Origin of the sequence: Streptococcus infantis (assembly GCF_018499575.1) — a bacterium.
Taxonomy (GTDB): domain Bacteria; phylum Bacillota; class Bacilli; order Lactobacillales; family Streptococcaceae; genus Streptococcus; species Streptococcus infantis_K.
The window spans coordinates 83,597-107,443 of record NZ_JAHDAP010000001.1; the positions used below are offsets into that span (position 1 = coordinate 83,597).

16 protein-coding genes are annotated in these 23,847 nt (G+C 39.7%); 15 read left to right on the plus strand and 1 reads right to left on the minus strand.

Translation table 11 applies throughout. The features are described 5' to 3' along the window. Positions 1-282 precede the first annotated feature (282 nt). The 10 genes from KJR31_RS00505 (at position 283) to KJR31_RS00550 (ending at position 12,646) form a co-directional block, all read left to right on the plus strand. Entirely contained in the window at positions 283-1,569 is a 1,287-nt protein-coding gene (locus KJR31_RS00505; RefSeq protein WP_214261592.1) for a homoserine dehydrogenase, read from the plus strand. 1 nt (position 1,570) lies between these two features. Then, positions 1,571-2,440, plus strand: coding sequence for a homoserine kinase (gene thrB / locus KJR31_RS00510; protein ID WP_214261593.1), 870 nt, complete (start codon positions 1,571-1,573; stop codon positions 2,438-2,440). Positions 2,441-2,565: 125 nt separating this feature from the next. Beyond that, positions 2,566-3,504 carry a peptide-methionine (R)-S-oxide reductase MsrB gene (gene msrB / locus KJR31_RS00515; protein WP_214261594.1) on the plus strand — a complete coding sequence of 313 codons (939 nt, stop codon included), beginning with the start codon at positions 2,566-2,568 and terminating at the stop codon, positions 3,502-3,504. Between the two features lie 49 nt (positions 3,505-3,553). Next, a complete protein-coding gene (locus KJR31_RS00520) occupies positions 3,554-5,278 on the plus strand; it encodes an ABC transporter ATP-binding protein (protein ID WP_214261595.1) in 1,725 nt (574 codons plus the stop codon). A gap of 1 nt (position 5,279) precedes the next feature. After that, positions 5,280-7,028: an ABC transporter ATP-binding protein gene (locus KJR31_RS00525; protein ID WP_214261596.1), complete on the plus strand. Its 1,749-nt coding sequence runs from the start codon at positions 5,280-5,282 to the stop codon at positions 7,026-7,028. Between the two features lie 121 nt (positions 7,029-7,149). Further along, the gene (locus KJR31_RS00530) at positions 7,150-8,409 is read left to right on the plus strand and encodes a TRZ/ATZ family protein (protein WP_214261597.1); all 1,260 of its coding nucleotides are present in this window, start codon (positions 7,150-7,152) and stop codon (positions 8,407-8,409) included. Positions 8,410-8,589: 180 nt separating this feature from the next. Beyond that, positions 8,590-9,685, plus strand: a protein-coding gene (prfB, locus tag KJR31_RS00535; RefSeq protein WP_214261598.1) for a peptide chain release factor 2 whose coding sequence is annotated in 2 segments (ribosomal slippage) — positions 8,590-8,661 and positions 8,663-9,685 — 1,095 coding nt in all. Because the reading frame shifts where the segments join, the coding sequence is not laid out codon by codon here. Between the two features lie 15 nt (positions 9,686-9,700). Then, entirely contained in the window at positions 9,701-10,393 is a 693-nt protein-coding gene (gene ftsE, locus KJR31_RS00540; protein ID WP_214261599.1) for a cell division ATP-binding protein FtsE, read from the plus strand. Then, positions 10,386-11,312, plus strand: a complete 927-nt coding sequence (ftsX, locus tag KJR31_RS00545) for a permease-like cell division protein FtsX (protein WP_214261600.1) — start codon at positions 10,386-10,388, stop codon at positions 11,310-11,312. The genes ftsE and ftsX overlap by 8 nt, the downstream gene beginning before the upstream one ends. A gap of 179 nt (positions 11,313-11,491) precedes the next feature. Further along, positions 11,492-12,646, plus strand: a complete 1,155-nt coding sequence (locus KJR31_RS00550; protein ID WP_214261601.1) for an MFS transporter — start codon at positions 11,492-11,494, stop codon at positions 12,644-12,646. A gap of 41 nt (positions 12,647-12,687) precedes the next feature. Here the strand turns inward: KJR31_RS00550 and KJR31_RS00555 are convergent, their stop codons facing one another. Further along, positions 12,688-13,308 (minus strand): TVP38/TMEM64 family protein, encoded by a 621-nt coding sequence (locus KJR31_RS00555; RefSeq protein WP_214261602.1) that lies wholly within the window; start codon positions 13,306-13,308, stop codon positions 12,688-12,690. 136 nt (positions 13,309-13,444) lie between these two features. Between KJR31_RS00555 and KJR31_RS00560 the strand changes: the two genes are divergently transcribed. The 5 genes from KJR31_RS00560 to KJR31_RS00580 all read left to right on the plus strand — a co-directional run bounded on the left by KJR31_RS00560 (position 13,445) and on the right by KJR31_RS00580 (position 23,841). Next, positions 13,445-16,090 carry a DEAD/DEAH box helicase family protein gene (locus tag KJR31_RS00560; RefSeq protein WP_214261603.1) on the plus strand — a complete coding sequence of 882 codons (2,646 nt, stop codon included), beginning with the start codon at positions 13,445-13,447 and terminating at the stop codon, positions 16,088-16,090. A 72-nt stretch (positions 16,091-16,162) separates the two neighbouring features. Beyond that, positions 16,163-16,837 carry a methylase gene (locus tag KJR31_RS00565; protein WP_214261604.1) on the plus strand — a complete coding sequence of 225 codons (675 nt, stop codon included), beginning with the start codon at positions 16,163-16,165 and terminating at the stop codon, positions 16,835-16,837. A gap of 6 nt (positions 16,838-16,843) precedes the next feature. Further along, the gene (locus tag KJR31_RS00570) at positions 16,844-21,211 is read left to right on the plus strand and encodes an Eco57I restriction-modification methylase domain-containing protein (RefSeq protein ID WP_214261605.1); all 4,368 of its coding nucleotides are present in this window, start codon (positions 16,844-16,846) and stop codon (positions 21,209-21,211) included. 75 nt (positions 21,212-21,286) lie between these two features. Continuing rightward, the gene (locus tag KJR31_RS00575; protein WP_214261606.1) at positions 21,287-22,324 is read left to right on the plus strand and encodes a hypothetical protein; all 1,038 of its coding nucleotides are present in this window, start codon (positions 21,287-21,289) and stop codon (positions 22,322-22,324) included. After that, positions 22,321-23,841 carry a hypothetical protein gene (locus KJR31_RS00580; protein WP_214261607.1) on the plus strand — a complete coding sequence of 507 codons (1,521 nt, stop codon included), beginning with the start codon at positions 22,321-22,323 and terminating at the stop codon, positions 23,839-23,841. Before KJR31_RS00575 ends, KJR31_RS00580 begins: the two co-directional genes overlap by 4 nt. Positions 23,842-23,847: the final 6 nt, after the last annotated feature.

Below are 23,847 nucleotides of genomic sequence, written 5' to 3' on the forward strand. Positions count from 1 at the left end.
AAATAGAGAGAGTGGGACAGAAATCGGTCATTCGTTAGAATTCGATTTTCGTCGTCCCACCTCCGCACAGTTGAGTAGGGCTGTAAAAGCTGATGAAATCAGCCTAGTAGAGCCCACTCAACCACTGCATCTTGCTCGACAATCCAAAGACAATAAAGAGGCTAGGACTTTTGTCCCAGCCTCTTTTTGTGATTTGGTAGTCCTATTTTTAGTTTAGAATGGTAGGAATTTTCACACAATTTTGGTATAATAGGACTGTTAGAAAATTTCGAGGAGACAAATATGTCAGTTAAGATTGCTTTACTTGGATTTGGTACAGTAGCCAGTGGTGTGCCATTCTTGCTAAAGGAAAATAAAGAAAAAATCGTTCAAGCAGCCCAGTCAGAAATCGAAGTCGCTAAAGTTTTGGTCAAAGACGATCAAGAGAAAGCACGCTTGCTTGAAGCAGGAAATGATTTTAATTTTGTAACAAATATCGATGAAATCTTGTCAGATAAAGACATCACAATTGTTGTTGAGTTGATGGGGCGTATCGAACCTGCTAAAACATTTATCACTCGTGCTTTAGAAGCAGGCAAACACGTCGTAACAGCCAACAAGGATCTTTTGGCAGTCCATGGTGCAGAATTGCTTGAGGTAGCCAAAGAGCACAATGTTGCCCTATACTACGAAGCAGCTGTTGCAGGAGGGATTCCAATCCTTCGTACCTTGGTTAACTCACTAGCATCAGATAAAATCACACGTGTTCTTGGTGTTGTCAATGGGACATCTAACTTCATGATGACCAAAATGGTAACAGAAGGTTGGTCTTATGAAGATGCTTTGGCAGAAGCCCAACGACTTGGCTTTGCTGAAAGCGATCCTACCAATGACGTTGACGGGATTGATGCAGCCTACAAAATGGTCATCCTCAGCCAATTCGCCTTTGGGATGAACGTCAAGTTTGAAGATGTCGATCACCAAGGAATTCGCAACATCACTCCAGAAGATGTAGCAGTAGCTCAAGAACTTGGTTATGTTGTGAAATTAGTTGGTTCTATCGAAGAAACAGCTTCTGGTATTGCTGCTGAGGTTACGCCAACCTTCCTTCCTAAAGCTCACCCACTTGCAAGTGTTAATGGTGTTATGAATGCTGTCTTTGTGGAATCTATTGGTATCGGTGAGTCTATGTACTATGGACCAGGTGCAGGTCAAAAACCAACTGCAACAAGTGTTGTGGCTGATATTGCACGTATCGTTCGTCGTATAAATGATGGCACAATTGGGAAAGCCTTCAATGAGTATAGCCGCCCAGTAATCTTAGCTAAGCCAGAAGATGTCAAAGCAAACTACTATTTCTCAATCTTGGCTCCAGATTCAAAAGGTCAAATCTTGAAATTGGCTGAGCTCTTTAATGCAGAAGATATTTCCTTCAAGCAAATCCTTCAAGATGGTAAGCAAGAAGGCAAGGCTCGCATTGTCATCATTACCCATAAGATTAACAAGGCACAGCTTGAAAATATTACAGCAGCCTTGAAGGGTGTAGCTGAATTTGAACTTCTCAACACCTTCAAGGTTTTAGGAGAATAAGATGAAGATTATTGTACCTGCTACAAGTGCCAATGTGGGTCCTGGTTTTGACTCGGTTGGTGTAGCTGTAACTAAGTATCTAGAAATTCAGGTTTGTGAGGAACGTGAAGAATGGATGATTGAGCATCAATTAGGCAAATGGATTCCACGTGACGAGCGTAATCTTTTGCTCAAGATTGCTCTACAAATTGCTCCAGACCTACAACCAAGACGTTTGAAGATGGTCAGTGATATTCCTCTTGCGCGTGGACTCGGTTCTTCTAGTTCAGTCATTGTTGCTGGGATTGAACTGGCAAATCAATTAGGAAATCTTAAATTAACGGATCACGAGAAGTTGCAATTGGCAACTAAGATTGAAGGACATCCTGATAATGTTGCACCTGCTATCTATGGAAATCTGGTCATTGCGAGCTCGGTAGAAGGTCAGGTTTCAGCTGTTGTGGTGCCTTTCCCAGAGTGTGCTTTCCTAGCTTATATTCCAAACTATGAATTGCGAACTCGCGATAGTCGTGGTGTCTTGCCTAAGAAACTCTCATACAAGGAAGCTGTTGCAGCAAGTTCTATCGCCAATGTGGCAATTGCAGCCCTACTGACTGGAGATATGGTCAAAGCAGGCCAGGCTATTGAGAGTGACCTTTTCCATGAGCGTTACCGTCAAGAACTGGTGAGAGAATTTGCGACTATCAAGAAAATTGCCAAGAGAAATGGTGCTTATGCGACCTACCTCTCTGGTGCTGGTCCGACCGTCATGGTCTTGGCTGATCCTGACAAGATGCCTAAGATTAAGGCAGAGCTTGAAAAGCAACCTTTCAAAGGCAAGCTTCATGATTTGCAAGTAGATACACAAGGCGTTCGCGTCGAAGCAAAATAAACAGAGCAATAGGATGGGGAAACTCTCTATTAGAGGGCTTCCTGTCCTTTTTTTGAAAATGGAAACATGGGAACTGAACTATTTCCCGTGTTTAGTGACCGACAGACGGTCAAGGAGGATTTGAAATGGCAGAAATATATTTAGCAGGCGGTTGTTTTTGGGGCTTAGAGGAATACTTTTCCCGTATTTCTGGAGTATTGCAAACAAGTGTTGGTTATGCCAATGGTCAGGTAGAAACCACCAATTATCAACTGATCAAAGAAACAGATCACGCAGAGACTGTGCAAGTCATTTATGATGAAAAGGCAGTCTCGCTCCGTGAGATTTTACTCTATTATTTCCGAGTTATTGATCCATTATCTGTCAATCAACAAGGAAATGATCGTGGTCGTCAATACCGCACAGGGATTTATTACCTAGAAGAAGCTGATCTACCAACGATCAATACAGTAGTTCGCGAACAAGAACTCCTCATCGGTCGTAAAATAGCAGTGGAAGTGGAGAAACTACGTCACTACATCTTGGCTGAAGACTATCACCAAGACTATCTCAAGAAAAATCCTGGTGGTTATTGCCACATTGATGTGAGAGATGCAGAGAAACCCTTGATTGATGCGGCCAACTATGAAAAACCGAGTCAAGCAGTGCTAAAAGAAAAACTATCTGAGGAATCCTACCGAGTTACCCAAGAGGCTGCAACGGAAGCTCCTTTTAGCAATGCCTATGACCAAACTTTTGAGGAAGGGATTTATGTCGATATCACGACTGGGGAGCCCCTCTTCTTTGCCAAGGATAAGTTTGCCTCTGGCTGTGGTTGGCCAAGTTTTAGCCGACCAATTTCTAAAGAGCTTATCCATTATTATCAAGACTTGAGTCACGGGATGGAGCGTATCGAAGTTCGTTCACGTTCGGGGAATGCTCACTTGGGTCATGTCTTCACAGATGGCCCTCAGGAACTAGGTGGTCTTCGTTACTGTATCAATTCTGCCTCCTTACGTTTTGTCGTTAAGGATGAAATGGAAGCAGCTGGCTATGGCTACCTACTTCCATATTTGAATAAGTAAAAAGACGGTGGTTTTTCCACCTTCTTCATTTTGGAAATAGAAGGGACACATGAAACAATTACTTTCTTACTTTAAACCCTACCTCAAGGAGTCGTTTCTAGCGCCCTTGTTTAAGCTGCTAGAAGCCGTTTTTGAACTCTTGGTTCCCATGGTGATAGCTGGGATTGTCGACCAATCTATCCCCCAAAAAGATCAGGGTCACCTCTGGATGCAAATGGGGCTCCTCTTTGTTTTCGCAGTTATTGGTGTTTTGGTAGCTTTAGTCGCCCAGTTTTACTCAGCCAAGGCAGCAGTAGGCTTTACCAAGGAGTTGACCAATGACCTCTATCGCCACATTCTCTCCTTGCCCAAGGACACTAGAGACCGCTTGACCACTTCGAGTTTGGTGACGCGTTTGACTTCAGATACTTATCAGATTCAAACGGGCATCAATCAATTTTTACGTCTATTTTTACGAGCGCCTATTATCGTCTTTGGGGCTATCTTTATGGCCTATCGCCTATCGCCTGCATTGACCTTCTGGTTTTTGGTCATGGTGGTCATTCTAACCATTATCATTGTAGGTCTATCACGTTTGGTCAATCCTCTATATAGTAGCTTGAGAAAGAAGACAGACCAGCTGGTTCAGGAAACGCGCCAACAGATACAAGGGATGCGCGTGATTCGTGCCTTTGGTCAAGAAAAAAGAGAAATTGAACATTTTCAAGGACTCAATCAAGTCTATACTGCTATCCAAATGAAAACAGGATACTGGTCTAGTCTTTTGACGCCCTTGACCTATTTGATCGTCAACGGAACCTTGTTAGTGATTATCTGGAATGGCTATATCTCTATCCAAGGAGGTTGGCTCAGTCAAGGTGCCTTGATTGCCCTGATTAATTATCTCCTGCAAATCTTGGTAGAGTTAATCAAACTGGCCATGCTCATCAATTCACTCAACCAGTCTTATATTTCTGCCAAGCGGGTTGAGGAAGTTTTTGCTGAAGAACCTGAAGATATTCATTCTGAGATTCAGGCAGGAAGAGTGTCTGTTGCCCAAGTTTTACAAGCCAGTCACTTGACCTTTACCTATCCAGATGCAGCTCAACCTTCTCTAAGAGATATTTCTTTTGGAATGAAAGAAGGGCAAATTCTTGGGATCATCGGTGGGACGGGTTCTGGTAAGTCAACCTTGGTTCAGGTCCTACTTGGCCTTTATCCGGCAGATAAGGGAAGCATTTCCCTTTATCGAGATGGACGTAGTCCTCGCAATCTTTCTGAATGGCGGTCCTGGATGGCCTATGTCCCTCAAAAAGTTGAACTCTTTAAGGGAACCATTCGTTCTAACTTGACTTTGGGGATGGAAGAAACAGTCTCTGACCAAGAACTCTGGCAGGCTTTGGAAATTGCCCAGGCCAAGGACTTTGTCAGTGAAAAAGAAGGGCTCTTGGACGCAGAGGTCCAAGCAGGAGGTCGTAATTTCTCAGGTGGACAAAAACAACGCTTGTCCATTGCCCGAGCAGTTTTACGCCAAGCACCTTTTCTTATCCTGGATGATGCGACTTCTGCCCTTGATACCATTACCGAGTCTAATCTTCTAACGGCCATTCAGGAAAACTTGCCAAATACTAGTTTGATCCTGATTTCCCAACGAACTTCGACCTTGAAGATTGCAGACCAGATTCTTCTTTTAGAGAAGGGTCAACAATTAGCACTTGGAAATCATGAAGAATTGATGAAGACGAGTCAAGTCTATCGTGAGATCAATGCTTCCCAACATGGAAAGGAGGACTAGAATGAAAGGCAAACATGCAAGTCAAACCCTTAAACGCTTAGCGAAAGATTTAGCAAACCATCCCGTCCTTCTTTTCCTGGCTTTCTTGGGAACCATTGCCCAGGTGGCCCTATCCATCTATCTACCAATCTTGATTGGACAGGTGATTGATCAAGTCTTGGTGACAGGCTCATCTCAGGTATTCTGGCAGATTTTTCTCCAGATGATTTTGGTGGTTATTGGAAATACGCTGGTACAATGGATCAACCCGCTCCTTTATAATCGTCTCATCTTTTCATACACCAGAGATTTGCGGGAGAAAATCATTGAAAAACTCCATCGTTTGCCGATTGCCCTTGTAGATAGACAAGGTAGTGGGGAAATGGTCAGCCGTGTGACGACAGATATTGAACAGTTGGCAGCGGGTCTGAATATGATTTTCAACCAATTTTTCATCGGAGTTTTGATGATTTTGGTCAGCATTCTTGCCATGCTCCAAATTCATCTCTTGATGACGCTCTTAGTTCTGCTCTTAACACCTCTGTCTATGATCATTTCACGCTTTATCGCTAAGAGGTCCTACCATCTCTTTCAGAAGCAGACGGAGACTAGGGGGATTCAAACCCAGCTGATTGAAGAGTCACTTAGTCAGCAAAACATTATCCAGTCTTTTAATGCTCAGGAAGAATTTATCGATAGACTTCATGAAGCTAATGACAACTACTCAGGTTATTCTCAATCGGCTATCTTTTATTCGTCAACAGTCAATCCTTCAACGCGATTTGTCAATTCTCTCATTTATGCCCTTCTTGCTGGGGTAGGAGCCTTACGCATCATGGCGGGTTCCACTTTGACCATTGGTCGTTTGGTAACTTTTTTAAACTTTGTACAGCAGTATACCAAACCCTTCAACGATATTTCATCAGTCTTAGCAGAGTTGCAAAGCGCCTTAGCTTGCGCAGAACGTGTTTATGAAGTTCTAGAAAGTCCTGAAGTTACAGAAACTGGTCTGGAAGAATTGACTAGTGACCAAGTCAAGGGTGCCATTTCCTTTAAACATGTTTCTTTTGGCTACAATCCTGAAAAGATCTTGATTAAGGACTTGTCTATTGATATCTCAGCTGGTAGTAAGGTCGCCATCGTTGGTCCAACGGGTGCTGGTAAGTCTACACTCATCAATCTTCTCATGCGATTTTATCCTATTAACTCAGGAGATATATTACTAGACGGTCGCTCGATTTATGACTATACCCGAGCCTCATTGAGACAGCAGTTTGGGATGGTGCTTCAAGAAACCTGGCTCAAGCAAGGAACCATTCATGACAATATTGCCTTTGGAAATCCTGATGCTAGTCGAGAGCAAGTCATTGCAGCAGCCAAGGCAGCCAACGCAGATTTCTTTATCCAACAATTACCTCAGGGTTATGATACCAAGTTTGAAAATGCGGGTGAATCACTGTCAGTCGGTCAGGCTCAGCTCTTGACCATCGCACGTGTCTTTCTAGCCATCCCTAAGATTCTTATCTTAGATGAAGCGACTTCCTCCATCGATACTCGGACAGAGGTGCTGGTTCAGGACGCCTTTGCTAAACTCATGAAGGGGCGGACAAGTTTTATCATTGCCCATCGTTTGTCGACCATTCAGGATGCTGATTTGATTCTTGTCTTGGTCGATGGAGATATTGTCGAATATGGCAATCATAAGGAACTGATGACGAGAAAAGGCAAATACTATCAAATGCAGCAAGCAGCAGCATTTAGTCCAGAGTAAATGGTAAAAGGTTTTTAGAGACAATAAACAAACAAGAAAAGTTGCCTTCGGGTGACTTTTTTGTTACAATAGCTAGAAAAATTATCCAGTATGAATACTTATATAGAAAAGGAGCCTAGGGATGAAAGTCTATCAGAATGTAAATATCGTGACTTGTGACCAAGATTTCCATGTCTATCTAGATGGGATTTTAGCGGTCAAAGGATCTCAAATCGTCTATGTCGGCCAAGAGAAACAAGAAATCTTAGATCAAGCTGAACAGCTGATAGACTATCAGGGAGCCTGGATCATGCCGGGCTTGGTCAACTGCCATACCCATTCTGCCATGACAGGCTTGAGAGGGATTCGTGATGATAGCAATCTCCACGAATGGTTGGAGGAATATATCTGGCCAGCAGAAGCTCAGTTTACACCAGAGATGACCACAAAGGCTGTCAAAGAAGCTCTGACAGAGATGCTCCAATCAGGGACAACGACCTTCAATGACATGTATAATCCCAATGGTGTGGAGATAGAGAAGATATATGAGGCTGTCAAGACATCCAAGATGCGTTGCTATTTTTCTCCAACTCTCTTTTCTTCAGAAAACGAGACGACGGCTGAGACCATAGCTAGAACTCGAGCTGTCATCGAGACAATCAAAGGTTATCAGGATCCAAATTTCAAGGCCATGGTAGCCCCTCATTCGCCCTACAGTTGTAGTCGAGAGTTGCTTGAAGCAAGTCTTGACCTAGCGAATGAAGAAAATATTCCCCTTCATATCCACGTGGCAGAAACTCAGGAAGAGTCAGGAATTATCCTGAAACGCTATGGCAAACGCCCATTAGCTTTTCTAGATGAGCTCGGATATTTAGACCATCAAGCTGTCTTTGCCCATGGTGTGGAGTTAAATGAAAAAGAGATTGAGCGCTTGGCAGATTCGCAAGTTGCTATTGCCCACAATCCTATCAGCAACCTCAAGCTAGCCTCAGGCATTGCACCAGTCGTCCAACTTCAAAAAGCAGGAGTGCCAGTCGGTATTGCGACAGATTCCGTTGCGTCTAACAACAACCTCGATATGTTTGAGGAAGGACGCACAGCAGCTCTTTTACAGAAAATGAAGAGTGGCGATGCCAGCCAATTTCCAATCGAAACTGCCCTCAAGGCCCTGACGATCGAGGGAGCTAAGGTATTAGGAATGGCAGATGAGATCGGTAGTCTGGAAGTTGGCAAGCAGGCTGATTTCCTCGTCATCCAGCCTCAAGGCAAAATCCATCTCCAACCTCAAGAAAACATGCTGTCTCACCTAGTTTACGCTGTCAAATCCAGTGATGTTGATCATGTCTATATTGCTGGTGAACAAGTCGTAAAAGACGGTCAAGTGCTGACTGTTAACTTGTAAAAATAAGCATAAAATTACTAAATCTCATAGGAAATTTCTTGTGAGATTTTTAAAGTTTTGCTAGAAATAAGCCTGTTTGACTTCTTACAGAAATATATTGATACTAAATTTTAAAAAACACCGATTAGATAAATAAGAAAAATTGTGGTATAATAAAACGATACAATTAAAGGAGTATGTATGGACATTTCAGAAATTCGTCAAAAAATTGACGCAAATCGTGAAAAATTAGCTTCTTTCAGGGGGTCTCTTTGACCTCGAAGGTTTAGAGGAAGAAATTGCCATTTTGGAAAACAAAATGACAGAACCTGATTTTTGGAACGATAATATTGCGGCCCAAAAAACGTCGCAAGAATTAAACGAACTCAAAAATACCTATAATACCTTCCACAAGATGGATGAGCTACAGGATGAAGTTGAGATTTTACTGGACTTTTTAGCAGAGGATGAATCCGTTAAGGATGAGCTGGTTGAAAAACTATCTGAGTTAAATCAGATGATGACCAGCTACGAAATGACCCTTCTCTTGTCAGAACCCTATGATCACAACAATGCCATCCTTGAAATCCATCCTGGTTCTGGGGGGACAGAGGCTCAAGACTGGGGCGATATGCTCCTTCGTATGTATACTCGCTATGGAAATGCCAAAGGTTTCAAAGTTGAGGTCTTAGACTACCAAGCAGGCGATGAGGCAGGAATCAAGTCAGTAACCTTGTCTTTTGAAGGACCAAATGCTTATGGTCTTCTCAAGTCAGAGATGGGAGTTCACCGTTTGGTCCGTATCTCACCATTTGACTCTGCTAAACGTCGCCACACCTCATTTACTTCTGTAGAAGTGATGCCAGAGTTGGATGATACCATCGAAGTTGAAATCCGTGAGGATGATATCAAGATGGATACCTTCCGTTCAGGTGGAGCAGGTGGACAAAACGTCAACAAGGTTTCAACAGGTGTCCGCTTGACTCACATTCCGACAGGGATCGTCGTAGCATCAACCGTCGACCGTACTCAGTACGGAAACCGTGACCGTGCTATGAAGATGCTTCAGGCAAAACTCTACCAGATGGAGCAGGAAAAGAAAGCTGCTGAGGTAGACTCGCTCAAGGGTGAGAAAAAGGAAATTACATGGGGAAGCCAAATCCGCTCCTATGTATTTACGCCTTATACAATGGTAAAAGACCATCGTACCAACTTTGAAGTAGCGCAAGTAGATAAGGTAATGGATGGAGACCTAGATGGTTTCATCGATGCTTATCTGAAATGGCGTATCAGTTAAAAGAAAGGAAGTCACATGTCAATCATTGAAATGAGAGATGTTGTCAAAAAATACGACAACGGGACAACAGCCCTACGTGGCATCACTGTAAATATCGATGCAGGAGAATTTGCCTACATCGTAGGACCTTCAGGTGCTGGGAAATCAACTTTTATCCGTGCCTTGTATCGTGAGGTCAAAATCGACAAAGGAAGCTTGCAAGTTGCAGGTTATAACCTGGTTAAGATTAAAAAGAAAGATATTCCGTACTTGCGTAGAAATGTCGGAGTAGTCTTTCAGGATTACAAACTTTTGCCAAAGAAAACCGTTTATGAGAACATTGCTTACGCCATGGAGGTTGTTGGTGAAAGTCGTCGTAACATCAAAAAACGTGTTATGGAAGTCTTGGACCTTGTCGGTTTGAAGCACAAGGTTCGTTCATTCCCAAATGAGCTTTCAGGTGGTGAGCAACAACGTATCGCCATTGCGCGTGCTATTGTAAACAATCCTAAAGTATTGATTGCTGACGAACCAACAGGTAACTTGGACCCAGATAACTCATGGGAAATCATGAACCTCTTGGAACGTATCAATCTTCAAGGGACAACTGTTTTGATGGCGACCCACAACAGCCAAATCGTAAATACCTTACGCCACCGCGTTATTGCCATCGAAAATGGTCGCGTGGTACGTGATGAAGCGAAAGGAGAGTACGGATACGATGATTAGTAGATTTTTCCGCCATCTGTTTGAAGCTTTAAAGAGTTTAAAGCGTAATGGATGGATGACCATTGCTGCCATCAGTTCAGTAATGATTACCTTGACCTTGGTTGCTATCTTTGCTTCAGTTATTTTTAACACTGCGAAATTAGCAACTGATATCGAAAACAACGTCCGCGTCATGGTTTATGTTCGTAAAGACGTTGAGGACAACAGTGAAACCATTGTAAAAGAAGGCCAAACAGTCACGAACAATGACTACCACAAGGTCTACGATGCCCTCAAAGCTTTGCCAGCTGTTAAAAATGTAACCTTCTCAAGTAAAGAAGAACAGTACCAAAAGCTGACTGAAACTATGGGTGATGAGTGGAAGGTATTTGAAGGAGATGCAAACCCTCTCCATGATGCCTACATCGTAGATACCAATTCACCAAGTGATGTAAAACCAGTAGCTGAAGCAGCTAAGAAGATCGAAGGTGTCTCTGAAGTTCAAGACGGTGGTGCCAATACCGAACGTCTCTTCAAGTTGGCTTCCTTTATCCGTGTATGGGGATTGGTAATCGCAGGACTCTTGATTTTCATCGCAGTCTTCTTGATTTCAAATACCATCCGTATTACCATCATTTCACGTAGTCGTGAAATCCAAATCATGCGTTTGGTTGGTGCCAAGAACGGTTACATCCGTGGCCCATTCTTGCTAGAAGGTGCCTTTATCGGATTGTTGGGAGCAGCCCTCCCATCGGCTTTGGTTTACTTGATCTATAACCGAGTGTTCCAATCTGTCAACCCATCCTTGGTTGGTCAAAACCTATCTTTGATTACACCGAATACCTTTATTCCATTGATGATCGGACTCTTGTTCCTCATCGGAATCTGTATCGGTTCACTTGGTTCAGGAATCTCAATGCGTCGATTCTTGAAAATCTAAGTCACATAACTGGATAAAACACATAAAAAAGTGGGATGTCATCAAGACTTCACAGCTCTTGATGCCCCGCTTTTTCTTTTGGTCTTGGTGCTCAGTCGCTTGCCAATTTTGGCTAAAGAGTGTATGATAGGAAAGGACCTTTTTACTAATATGAAAAATGAACAATGAATGAGGAAAAGATGAAACAATTTTTGGAAAAAGTGAGCATACTCTCCCTATCGTTAGTATTGATCACATCGTTTTCTATTTCTAGTGCCCTACCTGCCATGTTTGACTATTATCAGGGCTATTCGACCGGTCAGGTCGAACTCTTGGTCAGTCTCCCATCCTTTGGGATTATGGCCATGCTTCTACTAAACGGAGTTTTAGAGCGTATATTTCCTGAACGACTCCAGTTGACCTTGGGACTTTTGATCTTGTCAATCAGTGGAATAGCACCTTTCTGGTATCAGGGTTATTACTTTGTCTTTGCGACCCGCTTGCTATTTGGAATCGGAGTTGGAATGCTCAATGCCAAGGCTATCTCCATTATCAGTGAACGTTACCATGGCAAAACCCGTATCCAGATGCTTGGTTTTCGTGGGTCAGCTGAAGTAGTAGGAGCCTCTATCTTGACTTTGGCAGTCGGTCAGCTCTTGGCCTTTGGCTGGACCGCAACCTTCTTAGCTTATGCAGCTGGTCTAGTGGTTCTGGTACTCTTCCTTCTCTTTGTCCCTTATGGCAAAACAGAAGTTCATGAGTCCAATCATCAGACAGAAGAAGCAGTGAGATTGACTCGCTCTATGAAACAGCTCATTTTCTTTCTCGCTACTGTAGCTGCAGTGATTGTTTGTACCAATACTGCCATTACCTTCCGTATCCCTAGTCTCATGATTGAGGCAGGTTTTGGAGATGCTCAGTTGTCGAGTTTGGTACTCAGTGCCATGCAGTTGATTGGGATTCTAGCTGGAATCAGCTTTTCTTTCCTGATTTCGACCTTCAAGGAAAGACTTCTATTGGTCGCTGGTGTTACTTTTGGTATCGGACAAATCATCATTGCTCTTTCCCCTTCACTCTGGGTGGTGGTTGCAGGTTCTATCCTGGGAGGATTTGCCTACAGTATCGCTCTGACGACAGTCTTTCAGTTGATATCTGAGCGAATTCCTGCAAAACTCCTCAACAAAGCAACTTCCTATGCTGTTTTGGGATGTTCTTCTGGAGCATCATTAACCCCCTTCGTTCTTTCAGGGATTGGCTTGGTGACTACAGATGGTCGAATGACCTTTATCATTCTAGGAGCATGGATGATTGCTACATCAGTGCTTGTTTCCCTTTTATTAAAAAAAGAAGCCTAACAAAGAAAAACTCAAGGATTCATCCTTGAGTTTTTTGTCTATTAGCCAAACATCTGCCAAAAGTAATCGATAATGTAGGTCAAGCCATAAGTGTAAACAACCAGTGTAAAGGGCTTGGTCAGGATGATAATGGTCATATAACGCTTGAAGCTCATCTTGGTCAGAGCAGCCAACATACAGAGAAAATCAGCTGGACTAACTGGCCAAATCATCATAAAGATAAAGAAACGATCAAAGCGATTGCCCTCATCCAGCCAACCGATATACTTGTCATAGGTGCGCTTGCTGACCATGGACTGGACAAAGGGTGCTCCGTAGAGACGTACTAGGTAAAAGATAATGGCACAACCAATGACAATGCCAATATAGTTATAAATCGTTCCAATGATGTGACCGTAGATAAAGACACCTGCAACGGATGTCAGAGCACCTGGGATGATGGGAACAACCGTCTGCAAAATCTGTAAAAAAATAAAGAGTGGTGGTCCCCAGATACCCGCCTGTTGGATAAAGGCAGATAGGGTTTCCTTGGAGTGCAAAATTCCAGCCTGATAGGCCCAGATACAGAATATTAAGGTACCAACTCCACCGACGATGGAGGAAATATGAATGGCTTGCTGTAGAAGGGGAGAAACAGCTTTCATTTCTTTATCGTGTGACATGTAAACTCCTCTTGTGTAGTATGATTCTACTATATCATATTTTAGGGAGAAAGACTACATGAGATACTTCGTGTGACTTTGCCTCAAGTATGGTAAAATGGGAATAAGAAAATGACCGCTTAGAATGAGGAAAATCATGTTAGGATTGAAGTTTAACGGCACTTGGCGCAACTATCAAAAACAAGTCTTGGATAACTTTCAGGAACACCAAGCAGATGGCCATATCCACTTGGTGGCAGCACCAGGTTCAGGAAAAACAACCATTGGGATTGAGTTGATTGCCCGCTTTGATAAACCAGCTCTGGTTTTGGTGCCGACGGTTACCATTCGGGAACAATGGGTGGATAGGATTCGCCAGGCTTTTTTAGAGAATGAGGACCAGGTTACCAGTCTCGTGTCTCAGAATCTCAAGGACATGAAGCAGATCACCATCGCTACCTATCAAGCCTTTCACAGCGCCATGCAACAGGTGCAATCTCAAGAAGATAATGGCGAGGTTGAGGACTTTGTCGGCTTTGACCTGCTTGCCAAACTCAAGGAAAGGGGTGTCGAAACCCTCTGCCTGGACGAATGCCATCACTTGAGAAATGAATGGTGGAAAAGCCTAGAAGACTTCCGTAAAAACTACCAACAACTGCAAGTCATCTCTCTAACGGCAACACCGCCTTATGACAGTGAGCCAGAACTCTGGGATCGCTATCTCCAGATGTGTGGCGAGATCGACCAAGAAATCACAGTGCCAGAACTGGTCAAGGAAGACACCCTCTGCCCTCATCAGGACTTTGTCTATATCTGTTTTCCGACCAAGGAAGAAGACAAGCGCCTGGAAGAATTTGAGGACACCAAGTGGCAATATGTCAGCCAACTAGTGGTTGATCCTGATTTTCAAGAGTTGATTAAGAGTTCCAAGGTTCTAAAAGGGGAAATCGCTGCGGATATGCTTCTCGAAGATCCCAAGTATCTCTCAGCCCTCCTCATTTATCTACAGGCTCAAAAACTGGAAATTCCTAAGTATTTACGAGATTTACTGGGGGCGAAAGGCTTGCCTGCTCTTAATTACTACTGGCTCGAAGTCCTCTTGCAAGGTCTTCTCTATCAGACACCCGACTGGTATGAGGATCCACAGGAGACAAAGAAAAAGATAGAGGCCGAGTTGAAATCAAGAGGATTGATTGAAAAACGTCAGGTCTTCTTGGTCAAGTCCAAGGCCAATGACCAAATCCTCAATCAATCTCTAGGAAAACTGACTGGCATCGCATCTATCTTTGAAACCGAGTATGCCAGTCTAGGTCAGGACTTGAGACAGTTAGTCTTAGCGGACTATATCCGTAAGGATTTTGCCAGTTATCTGGGAGATGACCAAGCACCAATCACGCAATTAGGTGTCCTCCCTTACTTTGAAACCATTCGTAGAAGTGCGCAAAAGCAAGGTCTTTCTGTCCCTATAGCAGTCCTTTCAGGTAGTGTCGTTATCATACCAGCCAGTGTCAAGGAAGAACTGGAAGCTCTCATCCCAAATACCAACTTGACCTTCTCAGCCATCGGAAAACTCGACCAAGATGCCTATCTCCAAGTAGGATTTCCATCTAGCTTTAAGGGGATGGTCGCAGCAGTGACCGAGCTCTTCCAACGTGGTTCTATCCAGGTCTTGGTCGGAACTAAGTCTCTCTTGGGAGAAGGATGGGATGCGCCTTGTGTCAACTCTCTCATCCTAGGAAGTTTTGTCGGAAGCTTTATGCTGAGTAATCAGATGCGAGGCCGTGCTATCCGTATCTGGCCAGGACATCCAGATAAGACCAGCAATATTTGGCACCTAGTAGCCATCAAACCTTACAAAAATCCAGCCTTTTCAAATGAAAATCAAGAAGAACAAGACCTCAATCCATATCAGGACCTGCAAACCCTTGCCCGTCGGATGGACCATTTTCTTGGCTTGTCCTATAAGGAAGATACCATTGAAACAGGTCTGGATCGCTTGAACTTTCCTGAGTTCCCATTTAAGAAAAAGAAACTCGAAGACTATAACGAGAAGATCAAGGAACTATCCAAGGATCGCGCCTCCCTTCGTAAAAAATGGCAGGAATCTCTCATCGTTGCTGATAAGATCGAGATTGTCAATGAAGTGGCGACCGACAGTAAACGAATCCCTCTGCTTGCCCTAGCGGATGCTGAAAAGTGGCTTCGCTATGTTCTGATGGTATCTGCCATTAGCTTCCTAGCCTATGTCTTTAGACTAACCTTCTTTGCCTTGCCATGGTTGACAGCTCTTTGTGTTATCGTCCTAGCTATCACAGCCTTTCGCTATTACAGTTACAAGAGTCCCTATAAACGCTTGCGCCAGATTGGAGAAGCTATTCGTAAGGTCATGGTGACTGCAGGGCATTTGTCTGATGACCAGTCGCGCGTGCAAGTCGATGAGGACAAGGAAAGCTTTAATGTCTTTGCCTATCTAAAAGGTGGCAGTATGCGAGACAAGGAGCTCTTTTCAAAGGTTTTAGGAGAATTCTTTGCGCCAGTGGACAATCAACGATACCTCTTAGTAGCTCAAAAAGCACCGGCCGGCCAGTCCAAGTATTTCGTAGTCCCTAGTCTCTTTGAAAAACGCAAGGAAGATGCCCAGCTCTTCCAAAATGCCGTCGCACCGCATATAGGCAACTACCAACTCGTCTACACCCGCAACGAAACAGGTAGAAAAATCCTGCTCGAAGCCAGACTTAAATCCCTAGCCAACAAAAACGACCGAATCATCACCAAGAAAAAGGTCAAAAGTGCTTTGAAGTAGGGAGAATACGACGAATATTCATATAAAAATGGTATAATGAAATAAGGAATATTTATAAATTTGAGGATATCGATGGAAGAGAATATAATAAAATCTAAAGATAGAGTACAGAAACATGGGGAAGTTTTTACACCATCGTGGATGGTACAAAAGATGTTAGATACTCCTGGAATAAGGGAAAAAACAGAAGATATTTATGCGACTTTTCTGGAACCTTCAGCAGGAGATGGGAATTTTTTAGAAGCAATACTTGAAAGAAAACTCTCTGCTGTTACTAGGAATTACGACAAGAAAAATTGGAAAACAAAATCTCTGTTTGCTTTATCATCAATTTATGGAATTGAATATCTTGAAGATAATCTTGAAGTTGCTAGAGCAAGGATGTTTTTGTGTTATTTGGATTGGTATGAAGACTCTTTTGGTGAGAGATTGAGTAGCAATACTGATATCTATAAATCTGCTCATTACTTAATCAAAAAGAATATTGTTAGAGGGAACACTCTGACAAAGCGTCATCCTGATTCAAATGAACTTATTATGTTTAGTGAGTGGAAGCGAGTAAAGGGATACCCTAGTCTTGTTGAAGAAAAACGATTTGCTTTTGCTGAACTTTTTGGTGAAAATATTGATGGAGAGGATAAGGTTGTTGAAGGACAACTAAGCCTCTTTGAAGAGTTAGATGAAAATTTGAGCGTTGGCAAAATGGAACAAGTAGTTATTCAAAAGGTTTATACATTGGGAGAATAAAGAATTATGGCTTCGAATTTTGATTTTTTAAGAGTGAACATAGAAACAGCAGAACTTTTTTCAACTATAAATATGGCTGAGAACAACTATACTCAACAAGATTACGAGGGTGTGTTGACTAAAGTTCGTAAAGTTGCTGAGAATACAGCAATCCTATTTGCCGATCGTCTATTCATTGAATTACCGTCTCGTTCTAGTTTTCATGATAAATTACAAATCATCAAATATCATATTAATAACAAGGCTATTGTAGATGCATTTTTTGAAATTAAAGGGCATGGAAATAATTCAGCTCATGAACTAAATCCTAAAGATGCAACACAAGAGAATGCACTAAAGTCATTAAAGTTAGTTTATATGATTTTAGTTTGGTTCATGACTGAGTATGTTGATAAGAAAATTAAAGTTTCTTTGTATGAGAATTTCTTAGAACCCAAAGCGCAAGAGCGTTATACAACTGCCGAACGCAAGTTTATCTATGTTCAGACTGTGAATAATGAAAGTGGGGAATTTGCTGCTTATGAAGGGGCTCAAAAAATTGGAGAAGGATCTGTAGCTTCTGACGATATTGAAGCAGACTGGACCCCTAATAGTGATTTTTTACGTAGTGTAGCACCTAGACGTATTAAACAATATATGAGAACTTCTGGTCTTCCATTTAAGCTTGGATGGGTTGAACTAGCATATAAAAAATCAACAAAATCATGGTTTCATGATCACGAGGTTCATGAAGTGTTGAAACGTTCAGGTATTGGTCATCCAAAGCACTTAGAGGGTAATGAATGGTTTAAGACTGATTTAGAGACAGCTAAGGAAGCTATTAAGGCTGTCAAAGATGGACGGTCATTTATTAGTGATTTACCGGCTGAATATATAGCAGATAAGTCGGATATTATTCTTAGACCAGAACAAAATGCTGCCGTTAAGCAAACACAGGAAACATATAAGAAAAAAAATCGAATGCTTTGGAATGCCAAGATGCGTTTTGGTAAAACCTTAACCTCTTTGGAGCTTATTAAACAAGAAGGTTTTCAACGTGTTCTAATTATGACGCATAGACCAGTAGTTCGTGATTCATGGTTTGAAGACTACAAAAAAATGGATATGGCAAACGCTGGGTATTTATATGGTTCAGTTGATGAGGGGGAAAAACTTTCAACACTGAAAAAGGGAGACAAACCCTTTATCTATTTCGCTTCTATTCAGCTCCTCCGGTATAAAGGTGCTCAAACTAATCTTCCTGAATTTACTGATATAGACTGGGATTTAATCATTATTGATGAAGCACATGAAGGAACTCAAACTGAACTAAGTGATACAGTCATGAAAGCTTTAGTTAAAGAAGGTCACACCAAGATTCTAGAATTATCTGGTACACCATTTAACCTTCTTGATCAGTTTGCACCTGAACAAGTCTACACTTGGGACTATGTTATGGAACAACAAGCCAAACTGAAATGGGACTTGGAAAATCCTGATAAACCTAACCCTTATGAACAACTTCCAGAAGTGCTTATGTATACTTTTGAGATGAAACATAAGGAAAAATTTACTGATGAAAATAAAGCTTTTAATTTTCGAGAATTTTTTAGAGTTGATGATAAGGGAGAATTAGTCTATAAAGCAGATGTTCGACGTTTTTTGGATAATATTACTAACCCAAATAGTGACACTAAGTATCCTTTTTCAACAAGAGAATATCGTGATGAACTCCGTCATACTCTATGGCTTATGCCAGGAGTTAAAGAAGCTAACGCTTTTGAAAGGCTTTTAACAGAACATCCAGTGTTTGGGATGGATTATAAGATTGTTAATGTTGTACGAAATGATAAGAGTGATAATATCTTAGATACTTCAGAGGATGATCTTTCGAAGGTACGTCAAGCGATTACGGATGATCCTTCGCAAACAAAAACAATCACTTTGACCGTTCGCAGGTTAACAACAGGCGTCAATATTCCAGAGTGGACAGCCGTCATGTTTCTTTCAAATACAAGTAGCTCTATGAACTATTTGCAAGCTGCTTTTCGCGCGCAGACACCATTCTCTCATGAAAAATTAGGGATGAAGAAGCGTTGCTACATCTTTGATTTTGCTCCAGACCGTGCTTTGACAGTAATGGCTGAAAGTGCTCAAATTAACTCAGGTGTTGGTAAGAAAAATACCCAGCAACAGAAACAAGCAATGTCAAATCTGCTTAACTTTTTACCAATTTTGGGCAAAGGTGATAATGGCATGCAACCTTTTGATGTTGATCGCATGCTAACACAAATTAAGAAAGTATACGCTGAAAAAGCGGTACGTTCAGGTTTTGAAGATGATAGTCTTTATAATGATAGACTTTTGACACTTACTTCTGATGATGCTGAACGTCTTAATAAACTAAATGCTATTGTTGGTAAAACTCAAAAACAAAAAACACCGACCAAGGTGACAATAAATGATAATGGTTTGACTGATGAAGAGTATGATAAGGCTGAACGTGCAAAGAAAAAGCGTCCTCGTGAGCGTAGTCAAGAGGAAAAAGACGCAATGGAAAAACTCAAAGAGGCTCGTAAACAACAGAAAACGATGATTTCTATCTTACGAGGAGTTTCTATTCGTATTCCAATGATGATCTACGGAATGGATGTCGATTTAAGTAAAGATATCACAATCGAAGATTTTATCAAAGAAGTCGATGACGAATCTTGGAAAGAATTTATGCCTGCTGGATTCACAAAAGGCATGTTCAAAGATATAACCAAGTACTATGACGCAGAGGTCTTTATTGAAGCAGGTCGAATCATTCGTCAACGAGCTAAATCTTTTGATAGTCTTGATTTTATTGAACGTGCCGAAGAAGTTGCAACCTTATTTGGTAGCTTCAAGAATCCCGATAAGGAAACTGTTTTGACACCATGGCGCGTGGTTAATATGCAAATTGCAAAAGGTATTGGTGGCCTTAATTTCTATGATGATAACTTTGAGTCAATGACAGATGGCGCTAAGCCAAATCTCCATTGGGTTGAAACAGATGTTACTAATAATGTTTACCATCCAGAGACTAAAATTATTGATATTAATGCTAAGACAGGTCTCTATCCTTTGCATGCTGCTATGAGTCTCTATTATCAATATGTACAAAATAATGATGATAATAGATTTGATGCTGACAGTGTCTATCGTGGAATCTTAGAAAACAACATTTATGCCATTGCAAAAACACCAATGGCTAAGACTATTACAGAAAGAACTTTAACAGGCTATAAGAAATATAAGACCAATGTAGCCTATATCGAAAACTTCTCAGATACATTAAAATCAAGTATAGAAGAAGGTAAAAAACAAGTAGAGGAGGCCTTTGATAAAGTGAAATTTGATGTTGTGATTGGGAATCCACCGTATCAGGAGGAGGCATTAGGAAAGAGACCTGAACCAATTTATCATAAATTTTTAGATTTATCGTCAACTCTTTCGTCGAAGGCAATCATGATTCACCCAGCAAGGTTTTTATTTAATGCTGGTCAGACACCGAAATCCTGGAATAGGAAAATGCTTAAAGATGAACATTTGAAAGTAGTATATTTTACACAAAACAGTTCAGAAGTTTTTCCGAATACCGATATTAAAGGTGGGGTTGCTGTTACATATAGGGATAATGAAAAAAAATTTAATGCTATAAAAACTTTTACCCCTTATCCTATACTTAATTCAATTGTAGAAAAAGTGGTTTGTTCAAGACATAAATCGTTGAATGAGATTTTATATGGCTTTAATAGTTATAAGTTAACTGAATTAATATATGATGAGTATCCAGAATTTGAAAACAGGGTTGTTAGTCCACAAACTAGAACCTATATGTTAACAAATATATTTTCAAGATTACCTGAAGTTTTTTATGACAAACGCCAATCAAATAGTGATATACAGATTTATGGTCGTTTGTTAAATGAACGAGTTTATAGGTTTATTAATCGCAAATTTGTTCAAAGTCATCCTAATTTAGATAAATATAAGGTGTTCGTAGCGGGTTCTAACGGTAGCGGTACTCTCGGAGAGCCACTATCAAGTCCTATCATTGGTGACCAAGGTGTTGGGCATACTCAAACCTTTATCTCATTTGGTGCATTTGAAAAAATAAATGAAGCAGAGAATTGTTTAAAATATGTAAAAACTAAATTTTTAAGAGTTATGTTGGGAACATTGAAAATTACCCAGCATAATGAGACTGCATCCACGTGGGAAAATGTCCCTCTACAGAATTTTACAATTGGTTCAGATATAGATTGGTCAAAATCTATATCTGAGATAGATCAGCAATTGTATAAAAAGTATGGGTTGAGTGATGAAGAAATTACTTTTATTGAAGATAAAGTTAAAGATATGGAGTGAGACAATGATCATGAGACTTGATCTGTAGTGCTTTATTAATAAACACCTATAGAATGTAATATATTAGGAGTAATGATGGAACTTATTTTAAGTGATATTCGAGTGATTGATCGTGATAAAAAGACTACACAATCAAAAGAAATTCCAGCTGAGTTTGCGCTCTATTTACAGCAAATTTTCGATACAATAACTAATAATAAAGTCGTAAAGGAATATGAACCACGGGATGAAAATACGTTTGTTTTAGAAAAGATAAAACAGATTCTTTTTAATGAATCTGTTGAGAAAAAAACAAAAGAGTATTTTAAAGATATTGCTCAAAGACTACTGGAAAAAGAGTTAGATGCACAAGAAAGAGTAAATCAATTAAATATTGAGCTACAAATTGGTTCACTAATTCAGGCTGTTTTTTATAATGATGATTCAGAAGAATATTTATATTTACTAGCAAAGGTTGAGCATACCAGTTTTGTTAATGATGAGGACTATTCATTTCAAACTGGATTTCAAAAAGAATTAAAGAAGGTTTTTAAATCTTGTATCTTTCTAATTGACGGAGAAACATATAGTGTTAAGGGGGTGAAAATTTATCTTGATAATGTTGCGAAATATTGGTTTGATGATTTTTTAGAACTTCAAGAAAAGACATCGGATGAAATTAATACGGATCGGGCTTTTAAATCAATTAACTCTTATTTGAATAGGACAATGAAGAAAAAATACCCTGAAGATAGAACAGTCATTCGAAATACATTTATAAATTATTTTAGAACTCATGAATTAATAGATTTTGAAAAAATGATTTCTGATATTTTTGATAATTATCAATCGGTATCAATTGAAAAAACTGAGCAAGAGAGTATTCGAGAACATCTTTTATCCTTACCTTCAAAAAAAGGGTTTGACAGTTTATTTACTGTATCGTTGACTGCTTTAAAAGCTAGAATTAGAACAACGTACGACCTTTATCCTGGAATTAAATTAAGAGTTGAAGATAATTTAGAAAAGATTCAGTCGTTTGAAAGCGAAGACGGAGTACATTATATCATCGTAGAGACTATAAATAACGATGCATTTAGCACTTTTGGTACATATAAGAGGATAGATGAATGAACCCTGAATTATTTAAAATATTCGAGTGTAGGGATCATAGAAGGCGATTTGAGGCCAACGTATGCTTATTTGATAGAAATGAATTTAAAAATTTTAGTTTTTTTACTCAGATTTTAGATAGTATATCTTCACGAGATAATGGTAAATTTACTTTTCAAAATGAAAATGACGATATCTTTATTTTCGAAAGGGGAACTCAGGAATACGATTTCAAAGAATATATAAGTTCATCTGAAACTATGAAAATCTCTCTGATAATTGATAAACAAATAATTGATGGTAAGCAATCTATTTATTTTTTGGACTCATTCATAAAACATTTAATAGAAAAAAATATTTCAGAAACGTTATCATATTTTCATTGTTTGTTTTCTAATGATAATCAAAAAATTGAATTTGAAATCTTGGATCCTAATGTATCAGAGTTTAGATTGCATACGAAATCCATTTATTTTGATGTTATTCAGGATGAATCACAAATTGTCTTTAACAGATCCTCTAGGCTGTTTAAAGTAAAAAATACATGTTCATTTTATAATCAAGATAAGTATGAATTATTACCAGATGATTTTCATGTTACAGAAACGTTGTCAGATAATGAAAATTCAAGTCGTCTTAAAAAATATTTTAGTAGGATAGAGATGATTTTAGGAGCAATTTATATTGCGACTTCATCAGAAATAAAAGAAGATATCCTATTTTACCAATTAAATGATATTGGTAAAACACTAAAAGTGAATTTAAATGATAAGCTAGAATACAACCCTACAATTTTCGAGATTTATAATTGGATTTACAATACTGATAACTATATTGATAAATCATCTATTGCTCGTTCTGTTTTTGAATATTTATGTATGGATATTTTTGATTCTAATTCTAATAATAATGTGATTCTAGATCTTCAAAAATCTTATAATATCTATATTAAAGAAAAAGTGAATATTTATTTGGATGCTAAGAAAGACTTATCAGAGTATATTATTGAATCTATTTCTAAATTAAAAAATTATACAAATACCATATTGGAAACTTTTCTTAAAAATCTGTATGCAATAATAGGTTTCTTTTTTTCAGTTATTTTGGCAAATGCAATATCAGATAGAGAATTAGATAAAATTTTTACAAAAGATATCCTAATAATAATTGTTATTGCTTTGATTGGTTCAATCATTTTTTGGCTTATATCAAATTTGAAATTTAGAAACGATTTGAAAAATTTTAAAGAACTATTTGATGTTTTGAAAAAAAATTATGAGGATGTCTTGCTTGAGAGAGAAATAGAAAATATCTTTAATAGTATTCAACTTGATTATGAAATTGAGAAAGTTAAAAATTTTAAAAGAATAATAAATTGGATATGGGGAGTTCTGTTGGGAGTTTCTCTACTAATTACTATTATTATACTATTAAATAGTTTTGTTTCTAATATCAAATTTATAGACTTTTATCAGGTTGCTAAACAACAATTCTGGAAAATTCTTATTCATTCATTTACGTTTTTATATAGACCATAGAAAGGA